Source organism: Methylobacterium mesophilicum SR1.6/6, assembly GCF_000364445.2.
GTDB classification, from domain to species: Bacteria; Pseudomonadota; Alphaproteobacteria; order Rhizobiales; family Beijerinckiaceae; genus Methylobacterium; species Methylobacterium mesophilicum_A.
Genome location: NZ_CP043538.1, coordinates 3,030,554 through 3,043,786, shown reverse-complemented (window position 1 = coordinate 3,043,786; position 13,233 = coordinate 3,030,554). Strand labels below are relative to the sequence as shown.

At 70.7% G+C, this 13,233-nt stretch carries 11 protein-coding genes; 7 read left to right on the top strand and 4 right to left on the bottom strand.

The annotated features are described in order from the left end of the window. Positions 1-177: 177 nt before the first annotated feature. Positions 178-351: a hypothetical protein gene (locus tag MMSR116_RS14505; RefSeq protein WP_010682406.1), complete on the bottom strand. Its 174-nt coding sequence runs from the start codon at positions 349-351 to the stop codon at positions 178-180. 161 nt (positions 352-512) lie between these two features. Continuing rightward, a complete protein-coding gene (locus MMSR116_RS14500) occupies positions 513-1,301 on the bottom strand; it encodes a hypothetical protein (RefSeq protein ID WP_010682407.1) in 789 nt (262 codons plus the stop codon). A gap of 765 nt (positions 1,302-2,066) precedes the next feature. Between MMSR116_RS14500 and MMSR116_RS14495 the strand changes: the two genes are divergently transcribed. Next, the gene (locus tag MMSR116_RS14495) at positions 2,067-2,351 is read left to right on the top strand and encodes an ArsR/SmtB family transcription factor (RefSeq protein ID WP_010682409.1); all 285 of its coding nucleotides are present in this window, start codon (positions 2,067-2,069) and stop codon (positions 2,349-2,351) included. A 918-nt stretch (positions 2,352-3,269) separates the two neighbouring features. Here MMSR116_RS14495 and MMSR116_RS14490 read toward each other — a convergent pair. Further along, positions 3,270-5,405: a heavy metal translocating P-type ATPase gene (locus MMSR116_RS14490; protein ID WP_010682411.1), complete on the bottom strand. Its 2,136-nt coding sequence runs from the start codon at positions 5,403-5,405 to the stop codon at positions 3,270-3,272. 65 nt (positions 5,406-5,470) lie between these two features. Between MMSR116_RS14490 and MMSR116_RS14485 the strand changes: the two genes are divergently transcribed. The 3 genes from MMSR116_RS14485 to MMSR116_RS14475 all read left to right on the top strand — a co-directional run bounded on the left by MMSR116_RS14485 (position 5,471) and on the right by MMSR116_RS14475 (position 7,659). After that, the gene (locus tag MMSR116_RS14485; RefSeq protein WP_010682412.1) at positions 5,471-5,893 is read left to right on the top strand and encodes a MerR family transcriptional regulator; all 423 of its coding nucleotides are present in this window, start codon (positions 5,471-5,473) and stop codon (positions 5,891-5,893) included. Between the two features lie 103 nt (positions 5,894-5,996). Continuing rightward, positions 5,997-6,959, top strand: coding sequence for a cation diffusion facilitator family transporter (locus MMSR116_RS14480; protein ID WP_039892560.1), 963 nt, complete (start codon positions 5,997-5,999; stop codon positions 6,957-6,959). A 13-nt stretch (positions 6,960-6,972) separates the two neighbouring features. Beyond that, the gene (locus MMSR116_RS14475; protein ID WP_039892563.1) at positions 6,973-7,659 is read left to right on the top strand and encodes a ZIP family metal transporter; all 687 of its coding nucleotides are present in this window, start codon (positions 6,973-6,975) and stop codon (positions 7,657-7,659) included. A 109-nt stretch (positions 7,660-7,768) separates the two neighbouring features. Here the strand turns inward: MMSR116_RS14475 and MMSR116_RS14470 are convergent, their stop codons facing one another. Continuing rightward, entirely contained in the window at positions 7,769-7,957 is a 189-nt protein-coding gene (locus tag MMSR116_RS14470) for a hypothetical protein (RefSeq protein WP_010682415.1), read from the bottom strand. Positions 7,958-8,121: 164 nt separating this feature from the next. Between MMSR116_RS14470 and MMSR116_RS14465 the strand changes: the two genes are divergently transcribed. The 3 genes from MMSR116_RS14465 (at position 8,122) to MMSR116_RS14455 (ending at position 13,230) form a co-directional block, all read left to right on the top strand. After that, positions 8,122-8,502 carry a hypothetical protein gene (locus MMSR116_RS14465; protein ID WP_010682416.1) on the top strand — a complete coding sequence of 127 codons (381 nt, stop codon included), beginning with the start codon at positions 8,122-8,124 and terminating at the stop codon, positions 8,500-8,502. Between the two features lie 124 nt (positions 8,503-8,626). After that, positions 8,627-9,970, top strand: coding sequence for an efflux RND transporter periplasmic adaptor subunit (locus tag MMSR116_RS14460; protein WP_010682417.1), 1,344 nt, complete (start codon positions 8,627-8,629; stop codon positions 9,968-9,970). 11 nt (positions 9,971-9,981) lie between these two features. Next, a complete protein-coding gene (locus MMSR116_RS14455; protein ID WP_010682418.1) occupies positions 9,982-13,230 on the top strand; it encodes an efflux RND transporter permease subunit in 3,249 nt (1,082 codons plus the stop codon). Positions 13,231-13,233: the final 3 nt, after the last annotated feature.

The following is a 13,233-nucleotide window of genomic DNA, read 5'->3' as shown; positions in this document are numbered from 1 at the left end:
CGCCCGGCGAACACCGCGCCGCAACGCATAACGGCGTACGTTACGCGTGGCACGTCCCCGCCCGACTCGCGGACAAAGACCCGCCCCGGGTGGTCCGAGGCGCCCCGCGAGATCGCCGACGGGGACGCCTGGCCGAGAAAGCCTCTCGCCTCGGAACCGACCTCGACCCCGTGGCGATCAGGCGTCGTCGCGCTTGGACCCGAGACGCGGCGACAGGCCGAGGAGGACACGCGGGTCCATGTCCCAGTCGTCGAAGCCCGGATCGAGCAGGCCGACCCCTTCGGCCGACAGGGCGTAGAACTCCTCGAAGGGGTTCGCCAAAGGGCGCGGGACCGCCGCCGGCACCGGCACGCGGGAGATCCGGGCACGCGGGGATGCCGCCCCGGCGCGCGCTCGCCGGGCGCTTCCCGACCGACCGGGGCGGCCGGATCCGGGCGCCGCGACGCGCGGCCCGTGGGCGGGGGCGGCGCGGTTCTGTTTGGTGTGGCTCGTCATCGCTCAGGTCCTTTCGGTTACGCGCGCAGGCGGGCGGCAAGGCGGGCGGGTTGCGTGGCGCCGGGCCGGGCGGGCGCGGGCACCGGGCGGGTCCCGCGGGCGCGCGCCGGGGCGTGCCCGGCGACGCCGAAGGAGGTGGCCAGGGAGCGCGGGTCGCCCAGCGCCGCGGCGCAGTCGAGGAGGCGCTCGCGCAGGTCCCCGTCCGTGTCCGCCGGCGCCAGGATCGCGGCCAGGTCGGCCGCCTCAAAGCGCTCGGAGTACGGGTCGGCCGAGACCGCCAGGAGGGTGGCCGTCAGCGCGACCGCCACATCCCGCGCTGCGGCGTCGAGGTCGCCCGCGAGCAGTCGTACCTGTTCGAGCGGCGAAAGCCGCGGGAGGCGGAGCGGCAGCACGCGCGGGGCCTTGCGCCAAGCCGGGTGGCCGGGCCCGTCGTCGCAGCGCAGGTGCCACGCGCCCGATACGTTTGCATGGAGTGCCTGTGCCGCGGTCAGCCGACAGGCCGTCGCCACGAGGCCCACGTGGTCGCGACGGTCCGGTCCGTGGCCGCCGAGCAGGTCCGTGGGGAGGACCGCGACGACGTCGCCGGCCCGGCGCATCGCCAACCCGGCCATGACGGTCGCCGCGTCCAGCGGGTCGGGGCTAAGCAGGTCGAAGGGACCAGCGAGGCGCGCCAGGCCACAGGCCTGGGACCCGTTGGCGGCGACGGCGACCACGGTCGGTCGGGCGCCGATGGCCGCGAGGCCGCCGGCCAACAGGGCTGCGGCCAGCAGGCCGGTACGATCGTCGGAATGGATGGTCACGATCACGGCGTCCTCCTGTAGGCCGTTGCATCGATGGAATCTTGGCACATGTATTTCCATAATGCTAGAAATAAGAAATAATCTGGTTATCGAATTCCTGGTCCCGCTTGCGCCGAAGCCGGATCGCCACCGGGTGCGGCGAGTGTCCGGTTCGACCGGGTCAGGGTCGGCGCGGCCGCCGTGCGGGAGAGGTCGCGCGGCGGTGGCGGGCAGCGACGTGCCTGATGGCCGCGATCCCGCCGGCGCTTCAGGCGTGGCTTCATGCGTGCCGTCCACACGCTCGCCGTCCGGAGGCCCCATGACGGTGGGGCGGTGCTGACGGCAATCGAGCCGAGGCGGGTCGAGCCAATGCGGCATTTCCAGGGGCTGACGCTCGGCCGTCTCCGCTGGAAGCTGGGCCGGCGCATCAAGGAGAGATGGCCGTTCCGCGTGCTTCTTGACGGGCGTTTCTCGTCTATTCCGTGGGACGGACCATGGCCCGGCCTGGCCCCGAAGACTGGCGGGATAGCCGGCCGGCGCTTCGCTTAACCGAGCCCGCCATCACAACGCTCGCCCGCCTGCGGCTCCGCACCCGGCGAACGGATCGGTCTGCCGGAGGCGATTCCCATCCCCTGCGTTCAGGTCCCGACCGGACCCACTGGTGGCGAAGCGGAGGACGTGGGCGCATCCCCGACGCCGGACGATGCGGGAGGATCGCGATCGTCCACGGCTTATTCGAAATTTCCGGAAAGATGGATTGCGGTCTTCTGCCGCCTGCGCCATAGCGGCGCCATGGACATCGAACTGGCGGCCCGGCAACTCGAAGCACTCGGCAACCCGACCCGCCTGAAGGTCTATCGGGCACTCGCCGGCGCGGGGCGGGAAGGCCTGCCGGTCGGGGAACTCCAACGGCGCGTCGGCATCCCGGCCTCGACGCTGTCCCATCACCTGCGTCGCCTGATCGAGACCGGTCTGGCCGTGCAGGAGCGCCAGGCCACGACGCTGCTGTCCCGCGCGGTCCAGCCGGCGATGCGTAGCCTCGTCGCATTCCTGGCTGAGGGCTGCGGCGTGGACTGATGGCTCGGTCTCTTCGGCGGAGTGGCCCTAACCTTCCTCGGGGTCTCATGGCCAGCCTCCGGTCGGCGGGGCCCCCGGGGCCCCTGCCGGAAGGTCGGCGACGCGGGATCTCGGCAGCCACCTCCCCGGCTAGTGCACGGCCCCCACGCTCACGCCTCCCTAACGCGAAGGACGTACTTCGTCGAATGGTCTTGACGCCGTAACCTGGGCAGCCGGGTCCCTTGCGGCGGCGGTCCCGACGGGCGGCATGGGCTAGGCGTGCGGCTCGGCCGGGCGACGCCGCGTGACGTTCCGGCTCGGGCCGGCGGGCGGCCGTCCATGCTCCTATCGAACTGCCATCGCTGCGGACGGCCCATTAGCGCCGACGCATCGCGGTGCCCGACGTGCCGCGCCGCCATCGGGCCCGAACCGCCGCCGACCTCCCGGGACGAGACAGGCTACCGGATCGCCATGTTCGCGGTTATGTGCGCGATCCTCGTCTACCTCCTCCTACTCCGGCGGTAGGCGCCGCGCGGCCTGCATGCGCCACCTTATGCCGAAACCGACGGACCACTCGTCCGCCGGGCAGATGGTCGTAAGTCCTGCGAACATGGCGGCCTGCGCGGCGAACCGGGATCCCAGCGAGCTCACCAGCCCTCGCTGCCCAGCGGGTCGCGAACGGAGCCGGAACCGCACCGGCGCCGACACGCCGTGATTGTTCGCCTGCCGAGCGTCCAGCACCCGTCCGACCGGTTGCGGCCTGACGCATCGCCGAGCAGGTCGGGTTGGGACGACGCGGTCCGACCCGTTGCAGGCGGTCGATGGCTTTCCATCGGTCCTCGCCAGCGTGGAACGCCTCGACCGGCCCGACGAAGGGATTCCGTCGAACGGGGGTTGTGACAGGTCCGCGTCTTCCCGAACCGCGCCCGCGGCCCACCGCTAGTCGAGGCTCGGGTTCAGGAGCCGCAACGCGTTCGCGGTCACGAGCACGGTGGCGCCCGTATCGGCGAGGATGGCCGGCCACAAGCCGGTGACCCCCAGGACCGTCGTGACCAGGAACACGGCCTTCAGGCCGAGCGCGATGGCGATGTTGGCGCGGATGTTGGCCAGCGTCCGGCGAGCGAGCTCGACCATGCGGGCCACGTCCGCGACGCGCCCGTGCAGGACCGCGGCATCGGCCGCTTCCAGCGCCGCGTCGGCGGCCCCGCCCATCGCGATGCCGACGTCGGCGGCCGCGAGCGCCGGCGCATCGTTGATGCCGTCGCCGACCTTCGCCACGACTAAGCCGCCGGCACGGAGTTCGCGCACGATCCGCTGCTTGTCCTCTGGAAGGAGCTCGGCACGCGCCTCGATGCCGAGGGCGCCGGCCACGGCCCGGGCCGTGCGCGCGTTGTCGCCGGTCAGCATGACGGCACCGATGCCCGCCGATGCGAGGCGGTCGACGCCCTCCTTCGCATCGGCCCGAGGCTCGTCGCGCATGGCGAGCAGGCCGGCCACCGCCCCGTTCGAGAGGAGCACGGACAGCGTCTTGCCCTCGCCTTGCAGGGCGGAGACACGCGCCTCTTGCTCAGGTGTGAAGGTGCACCGAGCGGCGGCCTCCCGCGGCGAACCCAGGAATAGATCGAGCCGCCCCACCTTGCCCTCGACGCCCTTGCCGCCGAGTGCCCGCGTCCCGGAAGCCGGCGGGACCGGCGCCCCGACCTCGGCAGCCTTGGCCAGCACGGCCTTCGCGAGCGGGTGCGAGGAGCCGCCCTCAAGCGCGCCGGCCAGCGAGAGCACGTCCCGCCCGGTCCGGCCGAACGCCACGACGTCGGTCACGACGGGCTTGCCCTCGGTAAGGGTGCCGGTCTTGTCAAAGGCGACCTTCGTCACTGCCGCCAGCCGCTCCAGCACGGCGCCGCCCTTGACGAGCAGGCCCCTGCGGGCACCCGCCGACAGCGCGGCGGCGATGGCCGCCGGCGTCGAGATGACCAGGGCGCAGGGACAGCCGATCAGCAGGATGGCCAGCCCCTTGTAGACCCACTCGGACCACGCGGCCCCGGCGACGAGCGGCGGAGCCAGGGCGACGAGCGCGGCCACCGCGACCACGGCCGGGGTGTAGGCTTTGGCGAACCGGTCGATCAGCCGCTCGGTCGGGGCCTTCGCCTCCTGCGCCTCCTCGACCAGGCGGACGACCCGGGCGATGGTGTTGTCGCGCGCGGCTGCGGTCACCCGCACGCGGATCGCGCCGTCTCCATTGACCGTTCCGGCGAAGACCGCGTCGCCCACTGCCTTGGGTCTAGGCACGCTCTCGCCGGTGACGGTGGCCTCGTCGACGGTGCTCTCGCCATCGATGACGGTCCCGTCCGCGGGGATCCGGTCGCCGGGGCGAACCAGGACGGTCCCCCCGATGCGCAGGCTAGCCGCCGTAACCCGTTCGGTCGCGCCGTCCCGCTCCAGCAGGGCGGTGTCCGGCACTAGCCCGGTGAGCCCGCGGATGCTCGCCCGTGCCCGGCCGGCGGCGACGCCCTCAAGTACCTCGCCGACGAGGAACAGGAACATGACCGTCGCCGCCTCCTCGGTCGCGCCGATCAGGGTCGCGCCGACCGCGGCGACCGTCATCAGCATCTCGATGGAGAAGGGCGTTCCGTGCCGGGCCGCCGACAGGGCGCGGCGGGCGACCGGCACGAGGCCAACCAGCATCGCGGCAAGGAAGAACCAGCGCTCCGTCACGGGGACGGCAAGGCCGAGCACATAGGCCGACGCCACGGCCGCCCCGCAGGCGAAAGCCAGCAAGGCCTTGGGCGCCTGCCACCAGGGCTTATCCGGGGCGTCCGCACCCGTCGCCGCGGCATCCGGATCCTCGGCGCCGTACCCGAGCCCGCGCACCGTCGCGACGATGGTCCCAACGCTCGTCGCCGGACCGTGCATGACCGTGAGCGTCTCGGTCGCGACCGAGACCTCGACGCGTTCGATGCCCGGGAGGCGGCGGACGGCGGTCTCGACCTTGGCGGCGCACGAGGCGCAGTCCATGCCCGAGACGCGCAAGCGCGTGGCGGGGATCTCGGTTCGCTCCAGGGTCGTCGCGTCGCTCATGGCGGGTGCCTTCCGCATCTCTGGATCGGACCCTACATCCTCTAGCGACTGGAGGAGCAAGGACCATGAAGGCGCTCAGCATCGGCGAGGTGTCGCGGCGGACAGCCGTGAAGGTACCAACGATCCGGTTCTACGAGGAGCGCGGCCTGCTCCCGACGCCTGTGCGCACCGAGGGCAACCGCCGTACCTACGGCGACGCCGACGTCAATCGCTTGAAGTTCATCAGGCACGCCCGGGAGCTGGGCTTCGAGGTCGATGACATCCGGGCCTTGCTTGACCTCGCCTCCCATCCCGAGCAACCGTGCGCCGAGGCCGACGCCATCGCGCGCAGGCACCTCGCCGACATCGACGACCGACTCACCCGGCTCACGGGCCTGAGGAAGGAGGTCCGGGCCATGCTCGACCAGTGCTCGGGCGGCCCCGTCCGGCAATGCCGCATCATCGAGGTCCTCGCCGACCACGGGGAATGTCTGCACGACAGGCACTGACCGGATCATCGAAACCTTCCGGCGCCTCCCGGATTGCCCCTTGCTTCTCCAGTCGCTGGAGGAACTAGGCATCGCCGACGGGCCTGCCGAACCGGGAGCGGAGATGACGGAACACCACGACCATTCCCACGGCGGCGACGCCCACGGATCCCACGGCGGCCACGCCCACGGACCCGGGCACGTCCACGCGCCAACGAGCTTCGGCAAGGCGTTCGCCATCGGCATCGCCCTGAACACGCTGTACGTGGTCCTGGAAGCGACCTTCGGCATCCTCTCCGGATCGCTCGCCCTCCTGGCCGACGCCGGCCACAACCTCTCGGACGTGCTCGGCCTGCTGATCGCCTGGGCTGCGTCCTGGCTCTCGAACAAGCCACCGACCGCCGAGCGCACCTACGGCTTCAAGCGTGCGCCCATACTCGCCTCGCTCGCCAATGCCGTCATCCTGCTCGTCGCCGTCGGAGCCATCCTCTGGGAAGCGGTGCGGCGCCTGATCGACCCCGAGCCGGTCGCGAGCGGAACCATCATCTGGGTGGCCGTCATCGGCGTGGCCGTGAACGCGGGCACGGCGTGGCTGTTCATGAGCGGTCGCAAGGGCGACCTCAACATTCGCGGCGCCTTCCTGCACATGGCCGCCGACGCGGGCGTCACGGTCGGCGTCATCGTCGCCGCCCTGATCATCCGCCATACCGGCTGGCAGTGGCTCGACCCGGCCATCAGCATCGCCATCGCCGTCGTGATCCTGGCGAGCACCTGGGGGCTGCTGCGGGACTCGGTTCGCCTCTCGCTGGACGGAGTGCCGCCGGGCATAGGGCTACCGGAGGTACGGGCCTGCCTCGAAGCGTTGCCCGGCGTGGTGCGGCTGCACGACCTGCACGTCTGGCCGATGAGCACGACCGAGACAGCCCTGACCGCCCATCTGGTGGTGCCGGGCGGCCAGCCGGGCGACGACTTCCTGATGGGGGCGGCCCGAACGCTGAAGGAACGCTTTGGGATCGGTCACGTCACCCTGCAGGTCGAGACGCGCGAGGACACCGACTGCGCCCTCGCCTCGGACCGGGTCGTCTGAAGTGGGCGGGGGCCTGCCCGCCTGGGCCTACACCCTGATCCCGGTGGTGGCTGCGGTCGTCGGCGCCGCGGTCGCGGTCAACCTGCGGCCGGGACCCGTCCTCGTCAGCGCGATCCAGCACTTCGCAGCCGGCGTCGTCTTCGCCGCGGCCGCGGGCGAGATCCTGCCCGACCTCAAGCATGCCGGCTCCCCTTGGGCGACCCTCCTCGGCGGCGCGGTCGGCGTCGCCGCCATGCTCGGCGTGCGAACCCTGGAACGGCGGATGAAGGGTCCGGTGGGGCTGATGTCGGTCACCGGCATCGACATCCTGGTGGACGGCCTCGTCCTCGGCATCGCTTTCGCCGCCGGGGCCAAGGCGGGCATCCTCCTGACCGTCGCGTTGACCATCGAGGTTCTGTTCCTCGGGCTCACGGTCGCGAACAAATTCGGCGAGGGCGGCGTCTCCAAGTGGAAGGTGGTCGGTGCCACCGCAGGCCTCGTCCTGCTCCTGCCGCTCGGGGCGCTTCTCGGAGGACCGGTCGGCGCGCTTCCACCGACCGTCCAAGCGGGCTTCCTCGCCTTCGGCCTGATCGCGCTGCTCTACCTCGTCACGGAAGAGCTGCTGGTCGAGGCGCACGAGACGGAAGACCGTCCATGGGTCACGGCGATGTTCTTCGCGGGCTTTCTGCTCCTGCTGCTGCTCGACGAGACGGTCGGCTGAACCGGCGGACCCGACGAGTGGCGCAGGGCCGGCGCGGACGGCCGGTCCGGCCGACGCATCAATCGTCGAAGTCGCGATGGTGGTGATGGTGGCGCCGCTCGCCGTAGAACTACCTGTCCTCGTAGCGACGCGGATGGTGATGCCGGACGACGACGTCGTCATGGTCGCCGTGGCGGTAGACGTCGACATGTTCGTGCGGTCGCCGGTCGCCGTAGCCGCCCTCGTAGTATTGGGCCGAGGCGGCGGCCGGAGCGAGGATGGCTGCGGCCATTGCCAGGATGAAAAGGCGTGCTCTCATGTCCGGTCCTTCCCTGTGACTGTAGAGCAAGGCTGTCGCGACGCCCTTGAACCGCGGCTGAAGGTGACGTTCAGCACGTCGTCGGCCGGGAATGTGACCGGATCGACCGGCGTCTCTCCTCCGCGACTTGTGATACGGCCCTTGAGTCGCGCATAAGGGACGGGATGAGTTCGGCGGGAAGCCAGAGGGCCTTCGGGGCGTGGACGGGGTGGTGGGCGACCGCCGCCCGCGCGCTCGCGCTCGTCCTGACGCTGGCGGTCTCCGTCCCGACGGCAGGCCTCGCCGAGGATCTCGCCTATCATCAGGGCCATCCCGGCCATGACCGCACGGAACTGGTCAAGGCACCGGACCTGATGCCGGCCTCCGCTCAGAAGGCGGATCCCGGCATAAGCTGCCACGTCCATTGCGGCTGCCACGTCGCCATGCCGCTGGACGCTTTCGGGGCCGTCCCTCCCGTGTCGCTTTCGCGACCGTGCTACGGGCAAGCCGCCACGGCCCATTCCTCAATCTTTCCCGACCGCCTGCCGCGTCCGCCGCGCGCCTGAGGTGACGCCGCGAAGGCGTGCGTCCTGAACCCTGGGCCAAGGCCCCGGGACCGCATCCTCACGTCACCGCAACGGGACCGACCCGAAGGCCGTCACGGCACCGGCGTCCCGACGAGCAGGCACCATGCGCATTCTCATCACCGCGGCCCTGGTGGCCGCCGGCGTCCTCGTTGGCGCCGCCGTTCCGGCCGTGTCCGGCTTCGTCCGCGGGCTCCTCGCCTCCGCCGGGCTTCCGCCGACCGCCTCAACCCTCGCCGCCGGACCCGGCCCCGCATCGCCGGGCGAGTCTCGCCATGAGGAAGGAGACGGGCACGACCACGGCAAGGCGGCCGCGACCAAGGCCGACGGAGGCCATGCCCACGGCGAGCACGAGCATTCGGAGGCCGAGGGCGAGGAAGGTCACGTCAAGATGACCGCCGACCAGGTCGAGGGCCAGGACATCAAGGTGGCGAAGGCGGAGGGCGGCGTGCTGTCGAGGCACATCCTCGTGCCCGGCACCATCACCCCGGACACCGACCGGATCGCCCGCGTCCCGGTCCGCGTCGTCGGCACCGTCTCCGAGATGCGCAAGCGCCTGGGCGACGACGTCAAGAAGGGCGAGGTCGTCGCCGTCCTCGACAGCCGCGAGGTCGCCGACGCCAAGAGCGATTACCTCACCGCGATGGTCCAGTCGGACCTCCAGAAGGTCAACTTCGAGCGCCAGCAGAGGCTGCTGGCCTCCGCCGCCGCGTCCCAGGCGGCCTTCGACAACGCCAAGGCAACGTTCCAGGAGAACCAGCTCCGCGTCGACCTCGCCCGGCAGAAGCTCTCGGCGCTGGGCCTGAACGCCTCCGAGGTCGCCGTGGCCCAGAAGCGCGACGAGGCCACGCCGAACGTCTCGACGCTGCGCCAGTACGCGCTGCGGGCCCCGATCTCCGGCCGCATCGTCGAGCGCAAGGTCGACGTGGGCACCGCCGTCGGCAAGGAAGGCGACCCGGCCGACGTCTACACCGTCGCCGACCTCTCGACCGTCTGGATCGAGCTCGCGGTGCCGACCTCGGACCTCGACGAGGTCCGGGAAGGGGCCCGGGTCAACGTGAACCGGGGCGGCCGAAGCGAGCAGGGCAAGGTGGTGTTCGTCAGCCCGCTCCTGAACGCCGACACCCGGTCCGCCCGGGTGGTGGTCTCGCTGCCGAACAAGGACATGGCCTGGCGTCCGGGAACCTACGTCACCGCCGAGGTCGAGACCGCGACGGATCAAGTGCCCGTGCGGGTCGCCAAGGCGTCGCTTCAGACCGTCGAGGGCAAGCGCGTCGTCTTCGTTCGCACCGACGAGGGCTTCGAGAAGCGCGAGGTCGAGCTCGGGCGCTCGGACGACGACGCCTACGAGGTCGTCTCAGGCCTCAAGCCCGGCGAAGACATCGCGGTCGCCAACACCTTCCTCCTCAAGGCCGAGCTCGGAAAGAGCGAAGCCGACCACGACCATTGAGGAGGCCGGACATGATCTCGAAGATCCTCGATTTCTCCGTCCACCAGCGCTGGCTGGTGCTGCTCCTGTCGCTGCTCGCGGCCGCCTTCGGCGGCTACGCGGTGACCAGGCTCCCCATCGACGCCGTCCCGGACATCACCAACAACCAGGTGCAGATCAACACGACGGCGCCGTCCCTGTCGCCGGTCGACATCGAGAAGCAGGTCACCTACCCGGTCGAGACCGCGCTCGCCGGCATCAAGGGGCTGGAATACACCCGCTCGCTCTCGCGCAACGGCTTCTCGCAGGTCACCGCCGTCTTCGCGGAGAAGCTCGACATCTACTTCGCCCGCCAGCAGGTCGCCGAGCGCCTGTCCCAGGTGAAGCGGGAGCTGCCGCCGGGCGCCGAGCCCGCCATGGGGCCGATCTCGACCGGGCTGGGCGAGATCTACATGTGGTCGATCCATTACGCGAAGCCGGGCGAGCGGAAGGTCTCGGCCGGGGGCAAGCCCGGCTGGCAACCCGACGGCAGCTACCTCACGCCCGAGGGCCAGCGCCTGAGGACCGAGCTGGAGCAGACCGCCTACCTGCGCACCGTCCAGGACTGGATCATCCGCCCGCAGATCAGGACCGTGCCGGGGGTGGCCGGGGTCGACGGCATCGGCGGCTTCGAGAAGCAGTACCACGTCCAGCCGGACCCTAATAAGCTCGCCTCCCTCGACCTGTCCTTCTCCGACGTCGCCCGTGCGCTGGATAGCAACAACGCCAACCAGGGCGCCCGTTACCTGGAGGATAACGGCGAGGGCTACGTCGTCCGCGCCGCCGGCCGCTTGGAGGACATGGACGACATCGGCAACGTGGTCGTCGCGACCCGGGGCGGCGTGCCGGTGCGCATCAAAGACATCGCCGAGGTCCGCATCGGGCGCGACCTGCGCACCGGCTCGGGGAGCGAGGACGGCCAAGAGGTCGTCGTCGGCACCGCGCTGATGCTGATCGGCGAGAACAGCCGCACGGTGGCCGCCGCCGTCGACGCGCGCATGGACCAGATCCGCAAGAGCCTGCCGCCCGGGATCGAGGTCCAGACCGTCCTCGACCGGACCCGCCTCGTCGAGGCTACGGTGAAGACGGTGGCCAAGAACCTGTCCGAGGGCGCGGCCCTCGTCATCGTCATCCTGTTCATGCTGCTCGGCAACATCCGGGCGGCCGTCATCACGGCGCTGGTGATCCCGGTGGCGATGCTGATGACCATGTCCGGCATGGTCGAGGCCAGAATCTCGGCGAACCTGATGAGCCTCGGAGCGCTCGATTTCGGGCTGATCGTCGACGGGGCGGTCATCATCACCGAGAACGCGCTGCGCCACCTCGCCGAGCGGCAGCACGCCCTGGGCCGCGGTCTCGACATCGAGGAGCGCCTTGAGACCGTCCGGGCGTCGGCCGAGGAGATGATCAAGCCGTCCCTGTACGGGCAGGCGATTATCATCCTGGTCTACGTGCCGCTCCTGACCTTCACGGGCGTCGAGGGCAAGATGTTCGAGCCGATGGCCCTGACGGTGATCATCGCTCTGGTCTCGGCCTTCGTGCTGTCGTTGACCTTCGTGCCGGCGCTCATCGCCATCGTCATCTCCGGCAAGGTCACCGAGACGGACAACCTCATCATCCGGGCGCTGAAGGCGGTCTACCGGCCGGTGCTCGCCGCCGCGGTGCGGGGTCCGTTCGCATTCATCGGGGCGGCCCTGCTGCTGCTCGTCGGAGCAAGTCTCCTGTTCACCCGGCTCGGGACCGAATTCATCCCGCAACTCGACGAGAAGAGCATCGCACTCAACGCCACCCGCATCCCCTCGACCTCGCTCACCCAGTCGCAGACGATGCAACTGAACGTCGAGAAGGTGGTGTCAAAGTTCCCGCAGGTCGCCTACGTCTTCTCGAAGACCGGCACGGCCGAGGTCGCCTCCGACCCGATGCCGCCGAACTCCTCCGACACCTTCGTCATGCTCAGGCCACAGGAGGAGTGGCCCGACCCGAGCCTGTCGAAGGCCGACCTGCAGGAGCAGATCGAGAAGGCGGTGGGGGCGCTCGCGGGCAACGTCTACGAGTTCTCCCAGCCGATCCAGCTGCGCTTCAACGAGCTCCTGGCCGGCACCCGCGGCGACCTCGCCGTGAAGGTGTTCGGCGAGGAGTTCGAGCCGATGCTGAAGGCTGCCAACGCCGTGGCGACGGTCCTGAAGGGCGTCGAGGGCGCCGAAGATGTCAAGGTCGAGCAGGCGGCGGGCCTGCCGTTCCTAGAGATCAAGATCAACAAGCCCGAGGCGGCGCGCTATGGCTTGAGCACCGGCGCCATCCAGGAGGTCATCGGCGCGGCCATCGGCGGCCGCGATGCCGGCGTCGTGTTCGAGGGAGACCGGCGCTTCCCCATCGTCGTGCGCCTGACCGACAAGGTGCGCGAGGACCGGGAGGCCCTGGAGAACATCCCGGTGCCGCTGCCGCCGGGCCCGAACGGCCGGGCGAGCTCGGTCCTGCTCAAGCAGGTGGCGAGCTTCCAGGTGACGGAGGGGCCGAACCAGATCTCGCGGGAGAACGGCAAGCGCCGGGTCGTCGTCACCGCCAACGTCCGTGGCCGCGACATCGGCTCGCTCGTCGCGGAGGCGCAAGCGAAGGTCGGGAGCCAGGTGCAGTTGCCGCCGGGCTACTACGTGACTTGGGGCGGTCAGTTCGAGAACCTCGCCTCGGCCAAGCAGCGCCTCCTGGTGGTGGTGCCGGTCTGCTTCTTCCTGATCTTCCTGTTGCTCTACTCGGCTCTGGGCTCGCCGCGGGATGCGCTCCTGGTGTTCAGCGCCGTGCCGCTGGCACTGACCGGGGGCATCGTCGCCCTGTGGCTCCGGGGCATGCCGGTCTCGGTGCCGGCGGCGGTCGGCTTCATCGCACTCTCTGGCGTGGCGGTGCTCAACGGCCTCGTGATGCTGACCTTCATCAAGCAGCTCGTCGCAGAGGGCCGCCCGAAGCGGGAGGCGATCCTGGAGGGCGCCATGACCCGGCTGCGGCCGGTGGCGATGACGGCGCTGGTCGCCTCGCTCGGCTTTGTTCCGATGGCGATCGCCACCGAGACCGGCGCCGAGATCCAACGCCCGCTCGCCACCGTGGTCATCGGCGGCCTGATAAGCGCCACCCTGCTGACGCTGGTCGTGCTGCCGGCCCTTTACGCGCGCTTCGGCAAGGCGGAGCCCGCGAAGGTGAACGGCCGGCAGCCGGAGGCCGCCTCGCCGCACCTCAAGGCCGCGGAGTAGTCG

Excerpts from the sequence above, each read along its gene's own strand:
- MMSR116_RS14460 (WP_010682417.1), top strand. The coding sequence starts at position 8,627 with ATGCGCATTCTCATCACCGCGGCCCTGGTGGCCGCCGGCGTCCTCGTT.
- MMSR116_RS14495 (WP_010682409.1), top strand. The coding sequence starts at position 2,067 with ATGGACATCGAACTGGCGGCCCGGCAACTCGAAGCACTCGGCAACCCG.
- MMSR116_RS14480 (WP_039892560.1), top strand. The coding sequence starts at position 5,997 with ATGACGGAACACCACGACCATTCCCACGGCGGCGACGCCCACGGATCC.
- MMSR116_RS14455 (WP_010682418.1), top strand. The coding sequence starts at position 9,982 with ATGATCTCGAAGATCCTCGATTTCTCCGTCCACCAGCGCTGGCTGGTG.
- MMSR116_RS14470 (WP_010682415.1), bottom strand. The coding sequence starts at position 7,957 with ATGAGAGCACGCCTTTTCATCCTGGCAATGGCCGCAGCCATCCTCGCT.
- MMSR116_RS14485 (WP_010682412.1), top strand. The coding sequence starts at position 5,471 with ATGAAGGCGCTCAGCATCGGCGAGGTGTCGCGGCGGACAGCCGTGAAG.
- MMSR116_RS14465 (WP_010682416.1), top strand. The coding sequence starts at position 8,122 with ATGAGTTCGGCGGGAAGCCAGAGGGCCTTCGGGGCGTGGACGGGGTGG.
- MMSR116_RS14490 (WP_010682411.1), bottom strand. The coding sequence starts at position 5,405 with ATGAGCGACGCGACGACCCTGGAGCGAACCGAGATCCCCGCCACGCGC.